The following is a 24,993-nucleotide window of genomic DNA, read 5'->3' on the forward strand; positions in this document are numbered from 1 at the left end:
TCCCCATTGTCGTGTTATCATCTGACGACAATGCGGGCGTTATCGCGCTGTTCATCATATTATATGACAGATATATTTTAATAAGCGATGAGATCAGCGCCGAAAACCGCAAGTACCAATACTAATATTGATACTGATCCGCTTAATATGAGGTTTTGCATCATGCCTAATCCTGCCAACAAAGCAGCCTATTATAAACAGCCTATAAAAGCTTTATTATCAACCGCTTTCTTCCTGACAATGACCTCGGTTGCATCGGCGAGTCATCATACGCCTAAAGTGGCAGTAACCCATGACGCTACTCACTGTGCCAATGATGTTCAAACTCAGTCTCACCACTCAAAATACCAAAGTACGCGCCAACGTGCTATGAACTGTATGTTGACAGAGTTACAAGCGTATCAACAAAAAAACATGAGCGCACGTCAACAATACTTTGCCTATAAAGCTCAGGCTTGGCTCAACTATGCCCTCCATCAAGACAGCATGAATAGTCGTTCACCTGCTGGACAGCAAGCAGCACAGGCAGCAGAGACGATTTTGACTACCTTAAAAAATGGCAAGGAACAAGATCTCAACCTTATTCAAGACATACCATCAAACTCTGCTCTCATGCGCCCCGATCTATGGGCAACCTTAAGCGCGCTAAAAGATAGCGGTGGTATCGAGTCAGCACCACGAGAGATAGCTTTCAGCGAGGTCGCTTTAATTTGGGCTGCTACGAACCAATGCGAGCGCGGCTGGCGGGAATCAGGCATCCATTTTCGCATGGCAGATCGTTGGCTTGAACAAGCCCGCGAAGCTTACGTCAATACCCATGATTCACAGACCAACGTCGCTTTGGAAGAGCTGATCTTCAGCTATTATAAGCAATATGAGACATTAGATACGAGTGCTGATAGTTGCCGTGGGCAAGTATTAACGCCTATCCGTTAAGTCCATTATTACCACTGCTCATCAAGGCAGTAAATACAAAAAAGCCGACATATGATGTCGGCTTTTTTGTATTTACTTAACAGATATTAGAGCATGTTAACCATGCCCTAATGTCTATATATCATCTAAATAGCGAAAAAACTAGCGATTCTTACGCGGTAGCTTTTCTGGTAGATAGCAACGCAAATAAGCGATAAACGCAGTGTTTGCTTCTTGGATGTATTCATTGGTAATGCTTTGGTGACGACGATAAGACAATGTAAATATCGCATTGATAATGCTATAAGCAATCAATAGTGTGTCTTGAATATCGTGGAAACTCGGCATCTCATAGCGCTCTGATAAACGCTTATAAACCAAATCGACGATTTGATGATCGATATCTTCACCAAAACTATCACCTTCAAAATCAGGCGTGTTCGTGTCATAAATGAGCTTAGCTTTGGTTTCGTCGTTATGGAATATCGTCACACAATTATCAATAAGTGCCGTTAAATAGCCCTGCCATCTGTCATAATTACCAATATCGACTGTTTCTACTATTTCTAATATTTCGATAGCATTCAAAAAACGCAATGCTAAAAATATCGCTTCGATGTTAGGAAAAAAGTGATAAGCAGAAGCTCTTGGAATGCCTGCTTCTTCACATACAGCCGCCAAAGTAATGTCATTGATAGGTTGTGTTTCACTTAACTTCTTAGCACCAGCCAAAAGTTTTTGACGGCGCGCACGGCCTTGTTGGCTGGTAAACTTAAACTTATTCGGGACCAGTTTTTTTGCCAGTTCCGAATCTACCAACACATCTTCAATCTTTTCGTCTTTATTTTCGCTCATCATAAGTCTCTTAATGTTACACCCTATTTTATAAATATAATCTTCAATAGATAGTATTCGCCCTAAATTGAAGAATTACATCCTATTAGCTAATAATGTAGCACTGATATTAGCGCTACTATGTCTAATGGAGAGGCATCATAAACGCTTGTACACTATCAAGCAAGGGAGATAAATGGGTTAAAAAATAATGTATAGGTCAACCATTTAATAGCGTTAACCACGTAATGTAAAAAATTTAATCTTTGAGTTTAATTTTCGCTCTTATAATACCATGATCGATGACCCTATCTGTATAGTCCCACTTTAAATGGTCATTGAAATAGTCTACTCTTTCAACCTGACCCAGTGAAAACTTGCTATCAGGAAGAAACTCTTCTGAAACAAATAACTGATCAATCACTTCTGGCATACCTTGATATATATGGGTATATGCCACATCTTTCATCCAACCATAGCGTGCTTGGATACGCGCAGCATCGAATAATGCAACATCGCGCATACCTTTGTCATAATTAACTTCACCAGTCTCAGCCATCAATTGGGTAGTGACGCTACCAGTGACATCGTTCATATCACCTAACAAAATCAATGGCTCACGAGTATGACGTAAGCGCTCTATAATAGACATGCGAATAGAAGCTGCTTCTGCGGCGCGCATACATAAGCTACGAAGCTTGGCACGGACTCGAATATTTGGATCGTCCATGTCTTCTAACAAATTGCCACTTTCATCACGCAAGAAAAATGCCCGTTTACTTTTTAGATGCGCCGTAATAATCGTTATCGGTTGACCAAAGGCATCGACCCGTACTACTAATGGTGGACGATTAAAGCGCTGGTAAGGACCAATATCAGGGATATCAATCACCGCTTTTGGTGCAATCTCTTCAAGCAAGCGGCTTTCTAATTGCTCAAAGCGACTAATAATACCAACGGCAGGAGTATTTTGTGCCCCTTTGCCATGGGTATAAGGGCTTGAACGGTCGTTGCTTGCCAACGGAATAACAACATGCTCGGGCTTAAATCCCAACGACACCGCCAACGCTTCAAGCGCATTACTATCCCAGACTTCTTGCACCGCAATAATATCAGCATGTGCTTTTGCTAATAAATCGGTGATGCCGCTTAGCTTGTGCTCGTATTCATCGTTACTGTAAGCTGGCGCATTGTCATAATAAATTCGGTTAGGGTTGGCAAAATTGAGCAAGTTAGCAGTGGCGATATAAAATTGTCTGGCGCTTTTAGCTTCCGCATTATTGTTCATAGATTACCTATTATTTTTATTCTAGAATATTGCTTCCAAAGATGATTGGCTATTTAATATATTCATACTTAGTAATATACAGCAAAAAAGCCTCCAAAGAAATCTTTGAAGACTTTAAAATAGCATAAATTGAAAGTATTTAGTCTATCAGCAGACCCAAGTCTACAATCAGACTAAGCCCAGTGATAAGGTAGTAAGCTTATATACTGTCTACTTACTTAAATAAAATGTGCTGTTAGTTTCGCTTATTACGATACACGATTCCATGCGTCATACGATGCTTTGCGTGCTTCTTCCCACTCCATGCGTGATTCACCTTTTACTTCATGCCATGAGCGCTCTAATTCAGCTTCATGGTCTTCAAAACGTGCATCCGCAGGATAACGAGCACGGTTGGCGTAACCTACTGCATAAGCTGGATGTAGATCACGGTCGAAGTCATAACCTTCTTTGTAATAATCAACATTTGCATATTCTGCACGCCAGTAAGCTTCTTCACGTGTTGGATCAATCGCTTCTGCTGCTGCATGTCCTGCACCGCCACCAACGATAGCACCAATCGCACCACCAATGAGTGTACCAAGTGGTCCTGCCATTGTACCGATTGCTGCACCCGCTGCTGCGCCGCCAAGACCACCAATGGCTGTACCTACTGGATGCGAACCTGGCTCACCTGTGATAATGTCAGCATTCAGATCCTGCTTAGCTTCTTTTGACATATGCTTTACTTCACTGCGATCAATACCGTCATAGTTACTCATAATTTTATCCTTAAATTAATTTGTTATATTTTAGATTTATTAAGTGCTAAAAATTAGCGGTCTTACTCGATTCATGTGTTACTTGAGTCGCCTAAAGTATAGAAATTTATGGATAACAACAGATAGATAGGTTGTGTAAATTGTGTCCAGATTGCGATTGTCTTGCGTTACAGCCTGTATCTTTATAATGATTTTGTAGGACAGTGAAGCGTTTTAAGTAATTTTTCATTGAGTTGTTACAATATTTTAATGTGTCTGTTCAATACTTATAAGGATGTCAATGCTCTATCGATGACTCGTTGCCACTTATTAAGATGTTGTTCACGGATATCACTGGACATTTGGGGCTCAAAAACGCGATCGACTTGCCATGATGCTTGCATCGTCCCTTCATCATATAGCCCCGTTTTTAAACCTGCGAGCAATGCTGCACCTTTGGCAGTAATTTCTGTATCTCTCGGACGCAGGACAGGCACATCGAGTAAATCAGCTTGAAACTGCATCAATAAGTCATTGTTAGCCGCGCCACCATCTACTCTTAGCTCAGTTAATGGATGAGGGCTGTCTTTTTGCATAGCAATGAGCACATCATAAGTTTGATAAGCAACCGCCTCTAACGCAGCACGAGCAATATGGGCTTTAGTCGTGCCGCGGCTCATACCAGTAATACTCGCGCTGATATCGGAGCGCCAATAGGGTGCTCCTAGTCCTGTGAATGCAGGCAGTAACACCACCTCTTCACTGCTATCAACTTGGCGGGCTAAATCTTCGACTTCACTGCTGTGTTGAATCATACCTAGATTGTCTCGTAACCATTGGACAATAGCACCTGCCATAAACACACTACCCTCCAAGGCATAAGTGACTTTCTTTCTGGGTGGCTGCAACATGCGTTTGCCTGACTCTACAATTTGATCGAAAGATAAATTGTCTGGACGAGTCGGTGTGGATTTTCGTTGCCAAGCGATTGTCGTTAGTAGTTTATGCTCGCTCAGTTTGGGTTTTTGACCAATATTCATCAGCATAAAACACCCAGTGCCATAAGTGTTTTTGGCCATGCCCGCATCGAGGCAGCCTTGTCCAAAAAGTGCCGCTTGCTGATCGCCCAATACCGCTTGAATAGGAATTTGTTTGGCAAATAGTCCTTTTTTGGTTTTACCAAAGTCACCATCAGATGCTAGGACTTTAGGCAAAATATTCATGGGTATCGCAAAACGGGCGCACAGCTCTTCTGACCACTCAAGCTTGTGGATATCATATAATAAAGTACGGGAAGCGTTGGTCACATCAATGACATGCTCACCACCAGTTAGCTTATATATGAGCCAACTGTCTATAGTACCAACCGCTATTTCTCCTCTACTGGCTCGTACGCTCAATTTCGGATTGTGCTCTAGTAGCCAAGCGATTTTGCTGGCACTGAAATATGGATCTAAACGTAGGCCTGTAATACGTTGCACTTCGCTTGTCACATCATCATGGCTGCCATTCATCATGCTACTGGTACTCTCAGCTGCGAGTGTTTTACAGTAGACCGCCGTACGGCGATCTTGCCAAATGATGGCAGGGGCTAAAGGTTTACCCGTTTGCTTATCCCACATGACAATAGATTCACGCTGATTGGTGATCGCGATACTGGTGACGTCGGTAGCAAGCAGCCCTGCTTGATTAATCACATCATGGGCACAGCTAATCTGCGTTTGCCAAATTTGTTGCGCGTCTTGCTCGACAAAGCCCGCTTTTGGGGTTTGTAAAGTGGTGGGCTGCTGTGCCATTTTTATCGGACGCGCACGATCATCGTACAATATCGCTCGACTCGATGTCGTCCCTTGATCCAAAGCCAAAATATATCCTGCCATTACTCACATCCTATTTTGTCGCATTCATTTTTTACATTTATATTTTATAGCCGAGTCTTTATTGATAGCACGTACTTTTTGCGAGCAACGCTTATCACAATAGCCAGTTTTATTTACATTAGCACTGCGCCAATGAGCAACTGCCGACGGTTAAAATAAATGCCGTTCATTTTAATCTTGCTCAATGCTATAAGGTGCTGAAATATAGCACACACCACTATTATGTATAGTTTATAAACTGCTTTGTAGTACAACAATCATCACTAACCATCATTATCGCTGACAGCTTTTAAAAGTGATCTAAAATCGATTTAAGTGCTAATGACTTGATAAACCTTTTATTATTAATTAACAAATGATGTTATTATTTGTCTTAACACCCGACCTCTAACATAAAATCATGGCTTATTCAACGCACAGTAAGCAAATACTGAGCATTGACCCGTCACTATTGTGCCACTACAGTGTAGCGCTTGTTATCCATAACAAAATATTGGTTTCTGTTAATGGTTGACCATATTGAACTGTTTGAACAGGGTTTGACCATAACAGTTGATATTTTTGATACTTTTTTGCCTGACTCTAAAATACTTTGCATTCTAATTAATGGCTTATGTGACTTATGAAATTTGCTTTATCGACTCTGTCTACTGCGGTGATGACGATTACGTTCATGGGTTTAGCGGCGCCTGTTTTTGCAAGCGCTACGGATCATAATATCGAGTCACCGAATGAGGTCACAGCCGTTGCAGTGACGCAAATTATCGACGCTGACACTCAATACAGTACTCAAAGCAGTATTCAAGACATCGCTCAAAACAACGCTCAAAAAAACGAGATTCAAAATAAAAGGTCAACGATAGATACAGATATGGGTCAAGCCGAACAAAAAACTGGCTTAACAACGCTTATCGATCCCATTACCCATAAAAGTATTGATAATAGTTATCCATTAGCAGTATCTAGCCTGTTAAGCCTTGAGCAAGCTCAAAATATCTTATTACAAGTGTCACCGAAACTGGCCGCCAATCAAGCGGCGATTGCGGCTAGTGAATATCAAACGGATGCGCTCAAAACCTTAGACAATCCATTGGTGTTTGCCCAATTATCAGCCAACGCTTACAACTTAGACGCGGATCTTGACTTATCATCATTGAAAAACGGTATTGTTAATGACGTTAACAATGGTGTCGATAATGTGATTCCGCCTATTCCACCGCTACCAGATTTGCCGAATTTTGGTGAATTGGTCGGCGAGCGTATCCCAGATTCTTATGAGTTAAAGCGCTCAGGCTCAACGGCTGGTGCAGGTCTGGGCGTGGTTTGGCCCATCTATACTGCTGGACGTACCAACGCTTTGACAGGTGCTTCCAATGCCCGTACCCAAGAAGCCGTCGCAGACAGTCTATTGGATAAAAACGAGCTTTATAACACCCTGATTGAGCGTTATTTTAAGGCACAGCTGGCCATCATTGCCGCTTATTTACGCGAAGATGCTTATGATACCTTGCAGCAGACTGACCATATGGCGCAGCGGCTTTTTGAAGAAGGTTTTATCTCACGTGTTGATCGCTTAGAAGCACAATCTGCGCTTGCCGATGCAAAAAGTGAGTCCGTCAATGCCAATAACGATGCTCGTCTTGCGATGATGGCTTTACAGCGGCTATTGCGTACCGACTATCGTATCAAACCCACGACACCGTTATTTGTCTCTAGCCGTCCTTTACCCGATGTAAACTATTTTCAAAATTTATCACTCACCAATCACCCAGGTCTACAAAAAGTCGCCGCCAAACGCGCACAAGCTGAGCAGCTACATGCGCTATCAGATACTGGTCACAAGCCTACCGTTATGCTCTATGGCTACGGGCAAATTGAAAAAGACCCCAGTTGGGTAGCCGGTATATCAGCCAGCTGGAAGCTGTGGGGTGGTCTTGATAAAAATGCGTCACTCGCGTCGAGCAATGCCAAAATACGCCAAGCGGATCTGTCTGAAATCGAAGTCAGTGACAATTTATTATTACTGGTCGAAAAAAACTGGCACGATGTTAATAATGCCCAATCTCGTTATCAGGCATTACAAAGTAACGTAGATCTAGCCGCAGAAGTCTTACGTTTGCGCCAGTTGGGGCTACAAGAAGGTGTAAATACACCGATTGAGGTAGTCCAAGCACAAACGCAGTCGCTTAAAGCACGTACTGAACAAGCGCAAGCGGCGAACAGCTATGTACAATCGCTGGCCGCACTCATGCAAAGCTGTGGTACGCCTCTTGCCTTTAATGCCTATCTTAATGCTGCTGATATTCGATTACCGACTTTGTATACTGAGTAATGATTTAATTTGAAAATGATAGATAGTGTGGATAAGCGTTTATATAGTCGATTCGATTTTAAAGTATGACAAGGAAGCTGAGCGAAGAGGTATATTTGATACCTCAAGCGAGGTTAACGCCACAATACTATTACAGTAGCCTGACCATACTAATTATCATGAAGCTGCCATTAACCATACTATTGCTAACTCTATTGCGAATACTGTTTTATGAAAAACCCGACTTCTAAATTAATAAATAACTGGCTGCAGCCTTCATTAAAGACGTGGCGTATTGCGAACAACTCTAATGTTTGGGCACACTGCGCGAGCGTGGGATTTTTTGGTTTTTTATCAATTTTTCCAGTAATGGCGGTGTTTGTACTGCTTTATGGTCTCGCGTTTTCACCAGCTGAGATGCAAGAGCAAATCTCGGTTTTGCGTCCGTTTATACCTGATACGGTGTATGAAGTCCTCAATTCACGCCTAAGCGCATTGGTCTCTAATACCACATCCGCGCTCACGTTTAGTCTTGTCTTATCGACCTTACTCGCCCTATATGCTGGCTCTAAAGGTGTTAAATCTTTAATTATTCTGATCAATCTTGCCTTTCATATCACTCAAGAGCGAAGCTTCATACAAGGTAACATTTTAGCAGTCAGCTTAACCTTTGGCGCGGTAGTAATCTTGATTATAGCGGTCTCTTCTATTGCTATTATTCCTGTAGGGGCAGCCTATTTCCCCTTCCCGCAAATAGCTAAAACGATTGCGCTTTGGAGCAGGTGGCCTATATTGGCTGGTATCATATTTTTAAGCTTTTTAAGTCTCTATCGCCTAGCCCCAAACCGTGACGCCGTCGCGCTAAAAAAACTGGTGCCAGGAGCAGCTCTGGCGACCATTCTTTGGATTGTATTGTCTGTGCTATTTTCGATTTATGTGCAAAACTTTAATAACTATAGCGCTGAGTTTGGCGCGCTTTCAGCTGCCGTGGTCATTATGCTTTGGCTTTATTATTCAGCATTTATCGTCGCTTTTGGTGCGATTTTTAATTCTGAAGCCTTAGAAAGCGCCAAACCTTATGCTGTCCGAATGTACTAATAACATACCCTTTATCCTCAATTTTGCTGCTTTAGGAATCTCACTGTCATGACTGAATCTACCAACGAATCAGACGACTCGCGCAAGTTAAACGACTCAGAGCAATCTACCGACTCAGTCAATAACCATAACGATCAAGAAACTGATGCTGAAAATGAGCAAGCAGTGCCTACTTATAAGCGCCATGCAGAAAAAGCGGATGAATCTGCCATGATAAAAAAGGCACTTCTGGCGCTATTGGTTCTGATTGTATTAGGTGTTATTGCCTATGGTCTATATAAAAGCAATCAGCATAGCGAGCCTGAAGTCGTGACTTTGCAAGGGCAGATGCAGATGCAGCAAACCTCCATCGCGGCAAAAGTGCCGGGACGTATTGCCAAAATTCTGGTCACAGAAGGTGATGCGGTGACGGTCGGGCAACAGCTGATTGAAATGGACTCGCCTGAGATTAACGCAAAGATTAATCAAGCGCTGGCTGGCAAGCAAATGGCACAAAGTCAGTTAGATAAAGCCGAAAATGGCGCCCGTCCACAAGAGATCGCTCAAGCAAAAGCGGCGTGGCAAGCCAACAAAGCTGCTTCTGATTTGGCAGAGAACACTTACCAGCGTGTCAACCGCCTTTATGAAGAAGGCCTTATGGCACGGCAAAAACGCGATGAGGCATATGCGCAATATCTAGCCACTCAGGATCAAACTGAAGCGGCGCGCTTGCAATACGATTTGGCAAAAGAAGGCGCACGCAGCGAAGATAAATCAGCGGCGACAGCGCAAGTAGCACAAGTCGATGCCCAACTAGAAGAAGCACTGGTGGCAAAAGAAGAAGCCAATTTAAAAAGCCCTATTGCAGGCATTGTGGACAATGTCATTGTCAGCGCGGGTGAAGTCATTGGACAAGGCGTGCCTATCTTGACGTTGGTCAATACCGATGAGCAGTGGGTCGTACTTAATGTCACCGAATCCTACTTAAACCAGTTTGCGATTGGTCAGCAATTTACTGGTACGATTCCTGCGCTGTCATCAGCAAATAAGCCTTATACCAAACAGTTTACCGTTTATGCTACGTCAACATTGTCTGACTTTGCCACTTGGCGGCCGACCAATAATGATGATGGATTCGATGTACGTACCTTTGAAGTAAAGGCACGTCCGACGACTCCCGATGCACGTATTCGCTCAGGTATGAGCGTTATTGTACGCGTCAATCCAGCACTTACTAATGCAAGCCAAGAGTAAGCCATGCACCCGATGAAGTTAAGTAAGGCTTTTTTGCGTAGTGCTGCCTATGAGCGACGGTTTTTGACCAAAAATCCGTGGGACTTCAGTATGGTGGTCTGGATACCACTGGCAACGGTTTTACTGATTTGGTGGATATTTTCACAAACACAGATTACGGATTTGCCCATTGGGGTGATAGACCAAGACAATAGCCCGATTGCCAATACCGCGGTACGCTATTTGGAAGCCAGCCCTACTCTAACGGTTAGACAGCTTTATTACTCAGAGGCTGAGGCAAAAGCGGCTATTTTGCAGCGTGATATTTACGCTATTGTCATTATCCCTGAAGATTTTTCTCGGCATATTTTATCTGGTAAGCCTGCTCCATTAATTTTACAAGTAAATGCTCAGTACGGCACACATTCGGGCATTATCCAAACCAGCGTTCAAGCGGTCGCTGGGACGTTATCGGCAGGCGTTGAGATACAGCGTTTAGTCAAACAAGGCATGGCACCGTCGCAAGCTGCGATTGCTTACTCACCGATTGGCATACAGCGTATCAGCCTGTTTAACGCGGCCACCGATTATCAGCAGTTTTTGGCTTCAACCGTCATACCCGCGCTGCTGCATATTTTAGCGATGGTGATCGGTGCAACGACGATTGGTCGTGAGCTGCGGGATAAACGACTCGGCCACTGGTATCGCTTTATCAGTACAGGTCATCCTGATTTGACGCGAACCACGCAAAACGAGTCAACATCAGGGAAAATATTAAATGCCGTAGAAAACAACCAAGACTTGAGCAAAAACGATCAAATCTCAGTCTCTAGCCATGCGAATGAAGATATGACGGAAAGTGCAAACGTTTTAGTATTATTGTTTGGTCTGTTAGGCAAATACTTTTGGCCGACATTGGCCTTTAGCATGTGGGCGATGTTGGCTCTATGGCTTGCCACGCCGCAAGAATCCATTGCCATGAGCTCAGTGCTTGCAACTTATGCTGGTTTGATATTATTAATAATGCTATCGTTTTGGCTGGGTGCTATCTTTACCTTAGGCTCATTTTCATTACGCATGGGCTTGTCTGCTACTGGTTTTATTTCAGCACCTTCTTATGCCTTTGCTGGTGTGACCTTTCCTTATATTGCTATCAGTGACAGTGCTCGGCATTGGTCAGATGCACTGCCACTCACTCACTATCTAAAACTACACATTGCACAATTACAGATGCAAGCGCCTGTTGCTGTGTCATTACCGATCGTTTATGGTCTGGCTATTGCCACGACGATTGCGATGACCCTGACTACTTTATTAACCAAACGCGCGCTGGCGCATCCTGAACGTTGGGGGGCGCGCTAATGTCATTACCACCAAAAGACCATTTATCTTCGACAACGTCAGATTCAACCAAGCAGTCTTCAACACCAAGTTTCTTAGCTAGTTTTTTACAAACTATTAAGGACATCTTTTCTGATAAAGGTGTGCTATTACTCTTACTGATTGCCCCCATTATTTATGGCTTCTTTTATCCTTGGCCTTATTCGACAGAAGTGGTCAACCATGTACCTGTTGGTATCATTGATAACGACAATAGTAATCTATCACGAACCATCGTTCGCTATGCGAGTGCCAGTCCGCAGTTAGACACACAGCTTTTTCTCAACGAGCAGCAGGCTAAAGAGGCCATGTGGTCAGATGAAATCGCTGGATACATGGTCATTCCAAGTGGGCTTGAGCAGCAAGTACTATCAGGAAAAGCGGCGAGCGTCAGCGTATTGGGTAATGGCGGCTACTTTCTATTAAATAAAAACGTGCAGATGGGGTTTTTAAAAGCAGTCAGTACGGTATCAGCAGGGATTGAAGTCAAAAAAAATGTGGCACAAGGTGCTTATTCAGCAACAGCGGCTGCTAATACTCAAGCAGTACCATTAGTGATTGTCCCTCTATACAATCAAACAGAAGGTTATGGCGCTTACGTGGTGCCAGCGGTCTCTATTCTAATTTTGCAACAAACCTTATTAATCGCCACAGCGATGCTGATTGGTACGTGGTATGAGCAGCGGCGACATGCGACGAGTATCCGTGGTTGGCTTGGGCGAATTGCTGCGCTCAGTATGTTCAGCTTCATTATTGGCTGCTTTTATTATGGCTGGACATTTGAGCTCCACCACTATCCGCGCGGGCAAAACATGCTTGGCAGTTTACTGTTCCTTCTGTTATTTTGTCCAACCGTAGCGACACTTGGTTGCGTGCTTGGACTCTGGTTTCGCCAGCGCGAACGTAGTATGCAAATCCTGATTTTTAGCTCACTACCGATGTTTTTTGTCAGTGGTTATCCGTGGCCAGCAGATCAGCTGCCCACATTTTTACAAATCATACGTTGGTTCGTACCCACGACACCGGGTATCAATACCTCCGTCCAGCTTAATCAAATGGGAGCTAGTATCTCCCAAGTTTCTACTGGATTTTATGCACTAGCCGCCTTATGGGTGTTTTACTTTGCGCTACTTATGTGGGTGCGCTGGCATGACGCGAATAAAGCACTTAAAACAGTGTCCTAAAGCAAAAGACGATTGCATGTCATTAGCGACTGCCATCAATAAAAGCCAAATCAATAAACCTGAATCAAAAAAAGCGCCTGCTAAATAGTAGGCGCTTTTTTATTTATAACGTTTTAAGATTCTATCACTTAAAAAACACGATTAAGACCATTTAGTGCCGCCACGCGATACGCTTCTGCCATCGTTGGATAGTTAAAAGTAGTATTCACAAAGTACTCAAGTGTATTATTACTCTTACACTTCATCACGGCTTGACCAATATGAATAATCTCTGAAGCATGGTTACCGTAACAATGGATCCCTAAAATCTCCAACGTATCACGATGGAACAAAATCTTGAGTACGCCTGAGCGTTCACCAATGATTTGTGCTCGTGCCAAATGCTTGAAGAATGCTTGACCCACTTCGTATGGGACTTTTTCGTCGGTTAGCTCTTGCTCAGTTTTACCGATACAAGAAATTTCAGGAATCGTATAGATACCAGTTGGCACGCTTGACACTGGTTCCGCATCGCTATCACCAACCATAAAGGCCGCCGCACAGCGTCCTTGGTCATAAGCGGCAGAAGCCAAAGATGGCCAACCAATCACATCGCCTGCGGCATAGATATTTTCGATTTCAGTACAATAGGTATCATCAACTTTTAATTGACCACGGCTGTTTGCTTTTAGACCAATCGCTTCTAAGTTTAAACCTTCCGTATTACCTGAGCGACCATTTGACCAAAGAATGGCATCAGATTTGATGCGCTTACCACTCTTTAGATGCAAGACGACATAATCGTCATGCGTTTCAAGATGATCAATCTCTTCATTACTACGAATCAATACGCCAAATTGTCTAAAGTCATGCGCGATAGCATCGCTAATCTCGCTATCGAGATAACTGAGCAATTGATTTTGGTTATTAATCAAATCAACCTTATAACCAAGACCCGTAAAGATAGAGGCATATTCACAACCAATCACGCCCGCACCATAGATGATAATTTTTTTGACCACATAATCCATTTGCAAAATTTTATCAGAATCAAAAACGCGCGGATGGTTAAAGTCTAAAATTTCAGGGCGATAAGGACGACTACCAACCGTTACGATGGCTTTATTAAAGGTAATGGTTTCAAAGACATTGTCATCGGTTTCAACACGCAAAGTATGAGCATCAATGAAACTTGCCCAACCTTGAATCACTTCAATGCGATTGCGTTCATAGAATCGGGTGTGCGTACTAACCTGATTGCGAATGACTTTTCGGGCATTGGCAAGCACTCTATTTAGAGGAACTTGCTTGTACTCCATCGCCTTGGTAAACATAGGATCACGGCGAAAGTTAATGAGGTTAAATACCGATTGGCGCAGTGCTTTACTTGGAATCGTACCCACATGGGTAGAGTTACCACCTACCTGATCACGTGGATCAATGACCACCACTTTTTTGCCAGATTTAGTCAGTTTCATAGCTGCCGCTTCGCCAGCAGGACCTGCTCCTAAAACGACCGCATCATACTCATACTCGTGATTATCGCCTTTTAAGCGACGTGAATCTTTCGTATAACCAGACTTGATATCGATTCGCGTATCATCGAGCGGATTAATAAGATCAGGATGGTGCATGACATCATCAGTGACCTGCTCATGGGTTTGTTCAATATTTTGTTTTTTATTTTTGCCTTCAGTATGTTCAGGATTCGGCACGCGACCGCTTTCTTTATTCGATACTTCGGTATGAATGTCTTTACCAATATCATTGGTCGCGTCGCTTGGTTTTTTAGTTCCCATCGTGTCCTCTTTACATTTACTTATTTATTTGATTTTTAGACTGTGTATGAATCAATAATTGCTTGAGTCAAAATCACACGACTAAGGCGTGCCCACCATACGTTGTGACACAATATTTTGTAGTGTCCAATGCCCAGTCGCGCTTTTCTGTCCCTCGTCAATCTGCGGACGCGCGCTAATCACATATTCTGTGCCAAGGCTTGGTTTAAAGTCATCAATCCAATCATAAGGTACCTGAAACACGCTGCCATCTTTACTTGATTTGGCCAGTAAACACTGCATCGGTAATGCCGAGGCGCAGGCCACACGATTGGGCATGATTGTTAGCGTTTGCGCTTCACCCAATACAATGGTTGGGATATAACGTGGCTCAGGCACTGGCTCACGTGAAAAAGGTGACGTTTGGCAAGCACTCAGTAAACTGACCGCACTCAGCAAGCTGGCCAATAATAAAGGGGTCTTGCTAGACTTATAAGATGAACTCATAATATTCTCTATGTGATAATGAGATGGTATTAAATGATGATTATTAATAGTGATGCTTTAAATAATGGTTCTTTTTTGAGCAATCGTTATTGCTAAATCGTTATTGCTAAATAATTAATTGATTCAAGCAATTCATTGATAGCTCATATTTTATTAGCCGATACGGCGTTTGAGACCCGTCATCTGCAAGATGCGCGTAGCGATTTCTTCAACGGACATCTCAGAGACATCAAGGCTTGGAATACCATGCGTGATATAAATCCCTTGTATTGCCCGCTGCTCTTGCTGACATTGCTGATAGCTCGAATAACGACTGCCCGCACGGCGCTCTTGACGGATTTTCACCAAGCGATCAGTATCAATCAATAGACCGAACAGCTTGTCTTTGTGCTCGCGCAATGCTTTTGGTAATTGATTATCGTACAAGTCATCTTCGGTCAAAGGATAATTTGCTGCTCGAATACCGAACTGTAAGGCTAAGTATAAAGAAGTCGGTGTTTTGCCTGAACGTGATACGCCCACCAAAATAATATCGGCCGCATCATAATGACGCGTACGCGCACCATCATCATTGTCTAAAGCGAAATGCACCGCGTCGATACGTTCTTTATAAGTCTCAGAATCCACATCGTCGTGTGCATGACCCGAATGTCCGTCAGGCTCCACACCCGTTTCTTCAGCGACGCGACCTATCAAACCCTCATACATATCCAAGTTACAGCTTTGGGCAGAATTGATCTTTTCACGAATATCAGGGTTAACAATCGTATCAAAGACTAATGGCAACAAGCCATCTCGCTGATACGCCATGTTGATTTGCTCAACGGCGTCTTCTGCACGCTCTAAGCTATCGACATATGGCAACACTCGTGTTTCAAAAGGTACTGAAGCAAACTGACTCAAGATAGCGCGGCCAAGCGTCTCCGCCGTAATCGCTGTGCCATCTGAGATAAAAAACGCGGTTCGAACGGCTTGAGAGCTGTCTAAGTTTAACGCGTTGCGATTTTGAATAGTGGGATTCAGTTGTTCAGCTGGATTACTTGAGTACATAACGTTGGCACCTCGATTGAAAACACAATGGTAATCTTCATTTGGCTTTTATTTTTGATCGGCTTTAGACTTGATTTTCAGACGTAATTTTCGTTTTGTATAAGCGCTAATATTGCACATTTATATCAGGATAAACCGCTACTATTTATGCTCTACATTATACGCATAATAGCGGCCTAATAGAAATCAATGTTACAGGCGTACACTTAGAAAGCCACAGTGCCCTTAATCTTATCATGCCGATTAATAACCATTATTGTGCTGACTGGTTACTCATACTAGCGCAGCATTACCTGCTATATATAAAAGGCAAATATTATAAGAATACCCTAAAGTTCTTCTGCTATTTATTTTAAATCCTCTATTTATCAGCCGACTTATAGGTATATTTTGATAATTATAGTTATCTTTACTCGCATTTTTACGTCATCTCAAAAATAGAAAAATGAATAACCTTCTATTAATTATGTAGCAAACCCCACAATTTGTATCTTTTTGACAAAAATATTGGTTCAACCCCTCGAAATTCTCCAAATATAGCGGTATAATTCACCGTTATAATCTTTACTAAATAACCTTATTTTCTGGAGTTATCATGGCAGCGCAATCTACAGCACTTGTAATCAATCTTGATCAGCTAGGAAAAGACGACATTGAAATGGTCGGCGGCAAGAACGCATCATTAGGTGAAATGATCAGCCATTTGTCTGATTTGGGTGTTAGTGTTCCAGGCGGCTTTGCCACCACATCAAATGCATTCAACCGCTTTTTGAATGAAACTGGCCTGCTTGACAAAATCAACAGCGAACTAAAAACGCTAGATGTTGATGATGTCAAAAAACTTGCAGAAACGGGTAAAAAGATTCGTACTTGGATTATTGAGCAAGAGCTGCCAAGTGATCTTGAGCAAGAAGTGCGTCAATCGTTTGAAACGATGAGCGGCGGCGAAGACATCGCGGTTGCTGTCCGTTCTTCTGCGACTGCCGAAGATTTGCCAGATGCGTCATTTGCGGGTCAGCAAGAGACTTTCTTGAACATTCGCGGCATTGATAACGTCCTAATTGCAATTAAAGAAGTATTTGCATCACTATATAATGACCGTGCCATCTCTTATCGTGTCCATAAAGGTTTTGAGCATGAAGGCGTTGCCTTATCTGCTGCTGTACAGCGTATGGTTCGCTCAGAAACTGGCGCGGCGGGTGTGATGTTCACGCTAGATACCGAAAGCGGTTTTGATCAAGTGGTATTCATCACCTCAAGCTATGGTCTAGGTGAAATGGTTGTACAGGGCGCGGTTAACCCAGACGAATTCTATATTTCTAAGCAATTGCTAGCCAATGGCAAACCATCGGTGATTCGCCGTAACCTAGGCAGCAAGCATAAGAAAATGGTTTATGGTGATGAAGGTAGCACTACTAAATCAGTAAAAACTGTTGATGTTGAGAAACAAGATCGTATGCAGTTCTCATTATCAACTGAAGAGCTAACCTCTCTTGCTAAACAAGCCGTAACAATCGAAAAGCATTATGGCCAAGCGATGGATATCGAATGGGCAAAAGACGGCGACACTAACGAAATCTTTATCGTTCAGGCACGTCCTGAAACGGTTAAGAGCCGCCAAGACAGCAATGTCATGGAACGTTATATCATCGACACCACTAACGCTAAAGTATTGTGTGAAGGTCGTTCAATCGGTCAACGTATCGGTTCAGGTAAAGTCCGTATCGTTAGCAACTTAAATGAGATGGATAAAGTACAAGAAGGTGATGTACTGGTATCAGACATGACGGATCCGGATTGGGAACCAGTCATGAAGCGTGCTTCTGCTATCATCACTAACCGTGGTGGTCGTACGTGTCACGCAGCGATTATCGCTCGTGAGCTAGGTGTTCCAGCCATCGTTGGTTGTGGTAATGCGACTGAGCTATTGGTTGATGGTCAAGACGTAACTGCTTCTTGTGCCGAAGGTGATACTGGCTTCATTTATGAAAGCCAAATCGACTTTGAAGTACAGACTAACTCTGTTGAGTCTATGCCAGAGCTTGCATTCAAAGTAATGATGAACGTTGGTAATCCAGATCGTGCCTTCTCATTCACGCAAATGCCAAACGAAGGGATTGGTCTTGCGCGTTTAGAATTCATCATCAACCGTATGATTGGTGTGCATCCAAAAGCACTACTGAACATGAACAGCTTGCCACGCGAAATTGCCCAAGCCATCCAAGAGCGTATCGCTGGTTATGCCTCACCGGTAGATTTCTACGTGGATAAGTTGGTCGAAGGTATCTCAACCCTAGCCGTTGCCTTTATGGATCAGCCAGTTATCGTTCGTATGTCAGATTTTAAATCAAACGAATATGCTAACTTGCTTGGTGGTAAATTATACGAGCCATCAGAAGAAAACCCAATGCTTGGTTTCCGCGGTGCCAGTCGTTATGTGTCTGACAACTTCCGTGACTGCTTTGAGCTTGAGTGTAAAGCACTAAAACGCGTACGTGATGAGATGGGCTTGACCAATGTCGAGATTATGATTCCATTCGTTCGTACCGTTGGTGAAGCCAAAGAAGTCATCGAATTACTTGAGAAAAACGGTCTAAAACGTGGCGAAAACGGTTTACGCGTTATCATGATGTGTGAGCTACCAACCAACGCCCTATTGGCAGATGAATTTCTAGAACACTTCGATGGTTTCTCAATCGGCTCTAACGACTTGACTCAGTTGACACTTGGTCTTGACCGTGACTCAGGTATCGTCTCACATCTATTTGATGAGCGTGATCCTGCGGTTAAGAAACTATTGACCATGGCGATTGATGCGTGCCGTAAAGCAAACAAATATGTCGGCATCTGTGGTCAGGGTCCATCAGACCATCCAGATCTCGCGTTCTGGCTCATGGAGCAAGGTATCAGCTCAGTGTCGTTGAACCCTGATTCTGTACTAGATACTTGGTTCTTCTTAGCTGGTGAAGAAGCGAAGTAAGCCCTAACGTTCAGTCACAGCAGTAATTCACACAGTCATTAAAGAAACAATGATCAGGGTCTATTTGAAAAATGTTAAATAGACCCTAATATTATGTATCATATATAGTGACTTAAGATATGACTAACTATGCAGGCAATTATGCAGATTTTCCTTGCTCGAAATAACGTACAAGCTGGTCCCTACAATTTGGAGCAGCTAAATATCATGTTGGCATCTGGTGAAGTACTGCTGGATGATTTGATGTGGCATGAAGGCTTAGACCAATGGCAGCGTGTCGGTAACTTGACCAACAATCAAACGGTTTATAGACCTACCAACCTTGTCAAGCCTCAAGTTAATGACTCTATTATCAATAATGTAACTGTTTTTTCTGAAGACAATGCTAGCAATAGCTCGGATAGCAAATCAGTTTCATTAGATAGATTGTATGGCAAGCCTGAACGTCCGAAAGACACGGATAAAAATGTGAAAGCTGACATGACAACCAATCGTCAGCACACACCGCACAATAATGTGTCACTAAACAAGTCTAATAGCAATAAGGCTGCGTCTAGCAAAGACAAAGTCGTCGGCAATGTGGTACTTGCACCGATTATGTCGCGAGTATTAGCAACGGCCATCAATGGACTACTCTATCTACTCGCTATCTTTCCGCTAGTGATGGCATTGACAAAAATGGATGTGGATTATACCAAATTCCAAAATATCCAAGACATGGATGCGGCTTATCAGTATTCAATGACACTGATGGAGAGTCTTCCTAGTAGCACATTGATGATGTCGCAAGTGATGGTATTTGGCTTATTTGCGCTGCAATTGGTATTTATCACACTGCGTGGTCAGTCACTCGGTAAGCTGATTACGGGTATTCGCGTGGTGGATCAAACCACTCATCGGTTGCCCTCTTTTACCAAGCTTATTGGTGTGCGTACTTTGTTATTGTTTATTATTTATAACTTATTGTTTTCGTTTACTAGCTTCTTAGGGTTCGTGATTATTGCTATTCACTATTACATGGCATCGAAAAGCCCTGAAAATATCGGCTGGCATGACAAATTGGCCAAAACTTTGGTGGTAAAAGCAGATAGCAGTCAGCTAGTGAAAGAACCAAAAATAAAATAGCTTGTTTATTAACAATCCATCTTATTGTTTTGATAAAAAAGCAGCGTGATATCGCTGCTTTTTTATGGACCGAGCATTTCTAATTATTGTTATAATTTATTAACGGTGGCTCAGTGATTAACCTTTGTGTTAGTTGCTAAGTACTGTTATAATACGGCGCTTTATAAACTAAGCTTATTTCTTATTATTTTTTATAATAATAGCTAGAAATCGGGCTTACCTTATAAATCTCCTTGCTATTAACATAGGGTTAATAGCTACTAATCCGTAAGGAGTCATAATGCGACATTACGAACTGGTGTTACTTGTACACCCAGACCAAAGCGACCAAGTGGTCGGCATGGTTGAGCGCTACATCAAGTTAGTTCAAGACAACAACGGTGTTATCCATCGTTTAGAAGATTGGGGCCGCCGTCAATTGGCATATCCAATCAACAAGATTCACAAAGCTCACTACGTTCTTTTCAACATTGAAACTGACGGTGAAACTTTAGCTGAACTTGAAGAATTATTCCGTTATAACGACGCGATCATTCGTAGTCTAGTTATGCGCCGTGACGACGCTGTCACTGAAGAGTCGCAGTTAGCCAAGAATGCCGATGAAAAACGCGCACGCAAAGCAACTACTCGTCGTCCAGACAGTCGTGAAAACGATAATGACGACAACGACAACAGTGAAGACTAATTAAAGGAGAATACTCATGGCACGTTTCTATCGCCGTCGCAAATTCTGCCGTTTCACTGCTGAAGGCATCACTCACATCGATTATAAAGATGTTGAATTGCTAAAACAGTACATCAGTGATAATGGTAAAATCGTACCAAGCCGCATTACCGGTACATCTACTAAATATCAGCGTCAACTAGCTACTGCTATCAAGCAAGCTCGTTATTTATCGCTACTTCCATACACTGATAACCATCAGGGTTAACCGTTAATTTTAACTAGGAATGACTCATGCAAATTATTTTGTTACAGCGTATCGTCAACCTTGGTAAACTCGGTGAAACTGTCGATGTGAAACCAGGTTACGGACGTAACTTTCTTATCCCTTTGGGTAAAGCACTACCTGCTACTGCAGCTAACATTGAAAAGTTCGAAGCACGTCGTGCTGAGCTTGAAGCTGAAGAAGCCAAAGAAGTAGCTGTTGCTCAAGAACGTGCTGATGCGCTAACTGACGTTAATGTCATCATGCGTGCTAAATCAGGCGACGAAGGCAAGCTATTCGGCTCTATCGGTACACGCGATATCGCTGAAGCATTGACTAACTCAGGTCTAGAAGTAGACCGTGCTGAAATCAAGCTTCCTGAAGGCACTTTACGTCAAGTTGGCGAATACAATGTTGATATTCAGCTACATCATGACGTCACCGCTACTATTCTAGTTACCATTCTTTCTGAAGATGGCGACAACGAAGAGTCAGCAACAGAAGTAGAAGACGAGAACGAAGATTATTCAGAAGAGTAATTTTTTGAATATCTAGATCTAGTCTAAAAAAGCCAGTAACGTCATGTTGCTGGCTTTTTTGCGTTTTGCTATTGCGCTTAATTGATGATTTTATCAGGTATCTTGTGCAGTGATATATTCTAGCAACTATTTGTAATAAATAGCTTGGAAAGCCTATACTTAACAATAAGATACTACCTATAAAGTCATCTTTATTATTGTCACCTGAGTTGATATGCTCGTTGTATTTGATTGATAGATTTTATTTAGATAACGATAGGCTGCAATGACATGATAAATACTGACGACAAATTACGCTGTACCCAAGGCAATCACTTTTATAGCGAAGGTGAAATTTATAAGGTGGGTAGAATCGTTAATAATAAATACTTTCAAATCCTAACCGATAACGATGCAGACCATTGGTACGCAACACTGGATGTTAGAGGCATTTATGTGAGCTTTGATTCGAACCTAGGATTAGCAGAAAACGAGAGAGCCTACTTTGAAAAAATCGATGAGCTACAAGCTGAAAGCTAGCAGCCTCCTAAATTATTCAAAAGCACTCAAAAGCATTCAAAATTTGAGAACGGTCAACATAAGGGCCGTTTTTTTAATTAAATATCAATACGATTACAGGACAGATATGCGACAGAGCGCGGCCACTCAGCGGCTGTTTTCGGCACTTCTTGGTCAGCAGCCATTATCTTGGCGGCATTTATCCAGCCTGCATGACCGATGACTAATACTGGGCTATCTTCTTGTTCAGCTGAAACCTTAACCAACCAACCTTCAACACGCTCAAATAGCTGCTGCAAGCTCTCTCCATGACTGGGCGCAAAATGGGTAAAATTGTTACACCACTCATCAATCTCTTGCTTGGTGATTTGCGCCCACCGACATCCATCCCATTCGCCAAAATGAATCTCAGCCAATTCAGGCGCGACTCGACACTCAAAACCACATTGCGCTAATATTTGCCCGACCTTTAGTGAACGTTGTAAGGGGCTAACCCAAATTGTTTTTGGTAATTGATGCAAACGCACAAAGCGCTCGATTTTATTGGCAAGACGTTTCAACTTACGTTTATCGACGCCGATATCCGTTTGTCCAATACAAATTCCTTCAGTATTCATCGGTTTGGGATGACGCCAAATATAGAGAATCATGAATGAGTATTGTCCTTGTTGACGATTTGATTTAAATAAAGGGTATAGAAGCAGCCAGTCCGATATAAATAGCAATTTCACTAAGCTGCTGCGTCGCGCCGAGCCCATCGCCCGTGTAACCATCCAAGCGCCTGCGCAATAAACGTCGCATGTAGTCAGTGGCTATCAGCGCCAGTATCATGGCTAACAACCATCGAGCAAGCCCAATCTGCTGCAGCGTATTGGGGAATATAAGGGCGACTAAAATAATAGCCAATATTAGCCAGCCACTGCTATATAGCCCTTGTATTGGCGTCAACTGCTGCGCCATCGGCTTGGCTTTTGCGTGTTCAATCTCGCCGCCATAAGGCAGTAAAGACAGCAGGCTAATGCAAAGTAAACGCGACGCGGTATGTCCTATGATAAGCGCGATGACAGCTATCGGTATGGGCATCGAGGCAAGTAAGCTGATTTTGAGTAATAGCGCCGACACCAAACCTAATACACCATAAGTACCTAGACGTGAGTCTTTCATAATAGTCAGTGTGCGCTCGCGAGTCAGACCACCGCCGAGACCGTCACAGCTATCCGCCAGACCATCTTCATGAAAAGCGCCCGTCAGTTTAATTCCAAAAGCTGTGCTCAGCGCTGCAGCAACTAGGGGCGTAAATAAGAGACTGCCCAGCCAAAACAAGCCAGCACAGAGTAAGCCCACCAGTAAACCGACTGCGGGAAAATGGCGACTGCTTTGATGCAACCATTGCGGATCATAATGCTTAAATGACGGTACAGGTATTCGGGTTAAAAATTGAACAGCAACCAGTAACAATATCCATTCATGCTTTATCAATTGAGCAAGGGTTCGTCTAGGCGAGGATGGCTGATTTGATGGTTTGTTTAATGATTGTGACATCAGTTGTTTTGCTCACTGATACCGGCGTCACTAAAGCTTGCCATCTCATTGATAATGGCGCAAGCGGATTGCAACAATGGATACGCGAGCGCAGCCCCGCTACCCTCGCCTAAGCGCATGCCCATATTAAGTAAAGGCTCAGCATTTAGTGATTTCAATAAATGCGCGTGCCCCGGCTCAACAGAATGATGAGCAAAGACCGCGTATTGAGCAACACCGGGCGCTAGGCGTTCAGCCACCAATAATGCGCTACTGGCAATAAAACCGTCAATCAGGAGAATACGCCGTTCACTAGCAGCCTGAATCAGCGCACCCGCCATCATGGCAATTTCAAGCCCGCCCAATGCAGCGAGTACATCAAACGGTGCTTGTGCCTGTTGATGACGCTCTAATACTTGCGTCAAAATATCCGTCTTATGCTCTAATCCTGCATCATCAAGACCGGTACCGCGACCGATACAATCAGCAATAGATAAGTCGCCCAGTCTTGCGAGCAAAAGACTCGCTGCTGAAGTATTGCCTATGCCCATTTCACCAACAATCAACAGATTACCCACTAGATTCTTAACGACTTTCATGCCGTTTTCTAGCGCTGCTAAACACTCTGCTGCTGTCATTGCAGGCTCTGTTAGCGCGTCTCGGCTACCATGGCGAACTTTATAATCTAGCAATTTCGGATGAAGAGCAAAGTCGGCATCCACCCCAGCGTCAACAACCTTTAACTCAATATTATGCTGGCGTGCCAGTACGTTGATGGCAGCGCCGCCTTGCAAAAAGTTATGAACCATTTGCGCAGTGACAGCACTAGGAAACGCTGAAGTACCATGCTTAGTCAAACCATGGTCTGCCGCAAACACTCGTATTTGCGCTTGCTCAATATGCGGTGTGATCGTTCCTTGAATCATGCCCAACTGCACAGCGAGTGCCTCTATTCGCCCAAGCGCGCCCAGCGGCTTGGTTTTTAGGTCTATAATCTGCTGTAGCTGCAGACGTAATTCATCATTTTCTATATTGGCTATAGTAGGCGCGGTAAATATGGTCAAGGTAGGCATCCTGATAATAGTACGTGTGAAGCAAAAAGCACATACTAGCAGAGTATCTAAGCTTTACCATGAATAAAATCAAATATGAGCCGAATAGATTCCCTAGCAGCTTGGATTTACTATAGAATATGCCCCTTTAAAAATCCATATACCTATTGATGCTGCTATTAATGAAATAATA

General features: G+C 43.1%; 22 protein-coding genes. 12 read left to right on the forward strand and 10 right to left on the reverse strand.

Going from position 1 to position 24,993, the window contains the following annotated elements:
* The first annotated feature begins 162 nt into the window (after positions 1-162).
* Complete coding sequence (locus JMY05_RS06175) at positions 163-936, forward strand: hypothetical protein (RefSeq protein ID WP_045446922.1); 774 nt, start codon at positions 163-165, stop codon at positions 934-936.
* A 141-nt stretch (positions 937-1,077) separates the two neighbouring features.
* Here the strand turns inward: JMY05_RS06175 and JMY05_RS06180 are convergent, their stop codons facing one another.
* The 4 genes from JMY05_RS06180 to glpK form a co-directional block, all read right to left on the reverse strand.
* Positions 1,078-1,770 carry a TetR/AcrR family transcriptional regulator gene (locus tag JMY05_RS06180; protein WP_055124242.1) on the reverse strand — a complete coding sequence of 231 codons (693 nt, stop codon included), beginning with the start codon at positions 1,768-1,770 and terminating at the stop codon, positions 1,078-1,080.
* A gap of 238 nt (positions 1,771-2,008) precedes the next feature.
* Complete coding sequence (locus tag JMY05_RS06185) at positions 2,009-3,037, reverse strand: endonuclease/exonuclease/phosphatase family protein (RefSeq protein ID WP_201614508.1); 1,029 nt, start codon at positions 3,035-3,037, stop codon at positions 2,009-2,011.
* Positions 3,038-3,285: 248 nt separating this feature from the next.
* Positions 3,286-3,798, reverse strand: a complete 513-nt coding sequence (locus tag JMY05_RS06190; protein ID WP_045446919.1) for a hypothetical protein — start codon at positions 3,796-3,798, stop codon at positions 3,286-3,288.
* Positions 3,799-4,064: 266 nt separating this feature from the next.
* Entirely contained in the window at positions 4,065-5,657 is a 1,593-nt protein-coding gene (glpK, locus tag JMY05_RS06195; RefSeq protein ID WP_201614510.1) for a glycerol kinase GlpK, read from the reverse strand.
* A gap of 622 nt (positions 5,658-6,279) precedes the next feature.
* Here glpK and JMY05_RS06200 point away from each other — a divergent pair.
* The 5 genes from JMY05_RS06200 to JMY05_RS06220 all read left to right on the forward strand — a co-directional run bounded on the left by JMY05_RS06200 (position 6,280) and on the right by JMY05_RS06220 (position 12,842).
* Positions 6,280-7,989, forward strand: a complete 1,710-nt coding sequence (locus JMY05_RS06200) for a TolC family protein (protein ID WP_201614512.1) — start codon at positions 6,280-6,282, stop codon at positions 7,987-7,989.
* Positions 7,990-8,199: 210 nt separating this feature from the next.
* Positions 8,200-9,066, forward strand: coding sequence for a YihY/virulence factor BrkB family protein (locus JMY05_RS06205; protein ID WP_045446916.1), 867 nt, complete (start codon positions 8,200-8,202; stop codon positions 9,064-9,066).
* A 48-nt stretch (positions 9,067-9,114) separates the two neighbouring features.
* Positions 9,115-10,299 (forward strand): HlyD family secretion protein, encoded by a 1,185-nt coding sequence (locus tag JMY05_RS06210; protein WP_201614514.1) that lies wholly within the window; start codon positions 9,115-9,117, stop codon positions 10,297-10,299.
* 3 nt (positions 10,300-10,302) lie between these two features.
* Positions 10,303-11,640, forward strand: a complete 1,338-nt coding sequence (locus tag JMY05_RS06215) for an ABC transporter permease (RefSeq protein WP_201614516.1) — start codon at positions 10,303-10,305, stop codon at positions 11,638-11,640.
* Complete coding sequence (locus JMY05_RS06220; RefSeq protein WP_201614518.1) at positions 11,640-12,842, forward strand: ABC transporter permease; 1,203 nt, start codon at positions 11,640-11,642, stop codon at positions 12,840-12,842. The genes JMY05_RS06215 and JMY05_RS06220 overlap by 1 nt, the downstream gene beginning before the upstream one ends.
* Before the next feature lie 128 nt (positions 12,843-12,970).
* Here the strand turns inward: JMY05_RS06220 and sthA are convergent, their stop codons facing one another.
* The 3 genes from sthA to JMY05_RS06235 all read right to left on the reverse strand — a co-directional run bounded on the left by sthA (position 12,971) and on the right by JMY05_RS06235 (position 16,156).
* The gene (sthA, locus tag JMY05_RS06225) at positions 12,971-14,620 is read right to left on the reverse strand and encodes a Si-specific NAD(P)(+) transhydrogenase (protein WP_045452107.1); all 1,650 of its coding nucleotides are present in this window, start codon (positions 14,618-14,620) and stop codon (positions 12,971-12,973) included.
* Between the two features lie 81 nt (positions 14,621-14,701).
* Positions 14,702-15,106, reverse strand: a complete 405-nt coding sequence (locus tag JMY05_RS06230) for a DUF4377 domain-containing protein (protein ID WP_045446913.1) — start codon at positions 15,104-15,106, stop codon at positions 14,702-14,704.
* Positions 15,107-15,259: 153 nt separating this feature from the next.
* Positions 15,260-16,156, reverse strand: coding sequence for a pyruvate, water dikinase regulatory protein (locus JMY05_RS06235; protein WP_045446910.1), 897 nt, complete (start codon positions 16,154-16,156; stop codon positions 15,260-15,262).
* Positions 16,157-16,751: 595 nt separating this feature from the next.
* Here JMY05_RS06235 and ppsA point away from each other — a divergent pair.
* From ppsA to JMY05_RS06265, 6 genes are all read left to right on the forward strand, one after another.
* A complete protein-coding gene (gene ppsA / locus JMY05_RS06240; protein WP_055124250.1) occupies positions 16,752-19,136 on the forward strand; it encodes a phosphoenolpyruvate synthase in 2,385 nt (794 codons plus the stop codon).
* 129 nt (positions 19,137-19,265) lie between these two features.
* Positions 19,266-20,261, forward strand: coding sequence for an RDD family protein (locus tag JMY05_RS06245; RefSeq protein ID WP_201614520.1), 996 nt, complete (start codon positions 19,266-19,268; stop codon positions 20,259-20,261).
* Positions 20,262-20,541: 280 nt separating this feature from the next.
* Positions 20,542-20,946, forward strand: a complete 405-nt coding sequence (gene rpsF, locus JMY05_RS06250) for a 30S ribosomal protein S6 (RefSeq protein ID WP_045446907.1) — start codon at positions 20,542-20,544, stop codon at positions 20,944-20,946.
* Positions 20,947-20,962: 16 nt separating this feature from the next.
* Positions 20,963-21,193, forward strand: coding sequence for a 30S ribosomal protein S18 (rpsR, locus tag JMY05_RS06255; protein WP_010198808.1), 231 nt, complete (start codon positions 20,963-20,965; stop codon positions 21,191-21,193).
* Positions 21,194-21,219: 26 nt separating this feature from the next.
* Positions 21,220-21,729: a 50S ribosomal protein L9 gene (rplI, locus tag JMY05_RS06260; RefSeq protein WP_045446903.1), complete on the forward strand. Its 510-nt coding sequence runs from the start codon at positions 21,220-21,222 to the stop codon at positions 21,727-21,729.
* Between the two features lie 270 nt (positions 21,730-21,999).
* Complete coding sequence (locus JMY05_RS06265; RefSeq protein ID WP_045446900.1) at positions 22,000-22,248, forward strand: hypothetical protein; 249 nt, start codon at positions 22,000-22,002, stop codon at positions 22,246-22,248.
* Between the two features lie 77 nt (positions 22,249-22,325).
* On the opposite strand, the gene JMY05_RS06270 is transcribed toward JMY05_RS06265, so the two are convergent.
* Genes JMY05_RS06270 through cobT form a run of 3 tightly spaced genes read right to left on the reverse strand, consistent with a single transcriptional unit; the run spans position 22,326 to position 24,821 of the window.
* Positions 22,326-22,877, reverse strand: a complete 552-nt coding sequence (locus JMY05_RS06270; RefSeq protein WP_045446897.1) for a histidine phosphatase family protein — start codon at positions 22,875-22,877, stop codon at positions 22,326-22,328.
* A 31-nt stretch (positions 22,878-22,908) separates the two neighbouring features.
* Positions 22,909-23,769 carry an adenosylcobinamide-GDP ribazoletransferase gene (gene cobS, locus JMY05_RS06275; RefSeq protein ID WP_045446894.1) on the reverse strand — a complete coding sequence of 287 codons (861 nt, stop codon included), beginning with the start codon at positions 23,767-23,769 and terminating at the stop codon, positions 22,909-22,911.
* Entirely contained in the window at positions 23,769-24,821 is a 1,053-nt protein-coding gene (gene cobT, locus JMY05_RS06280; protein ID WP_227678121.1) for a nicotinate-nucleotide--dimethylbenzimidazole phosphoribosyltransferase, read from the reverse strand. The genes cobS and cobT overlap by 1 nt, the downstream gene beginning before the upstream one ends.
* Positions 24,822-24,993: the final 172 nt, after the last annotated feature.

This window comes from Psychrobacter sp. JCM 18902, assembly GCF_904846615.1.
GTDB lineage: Bacteria > Pseudomonadota > Gammaproteobacteria > Pseudomonadales > Moraxellaceae > Psychrobacter.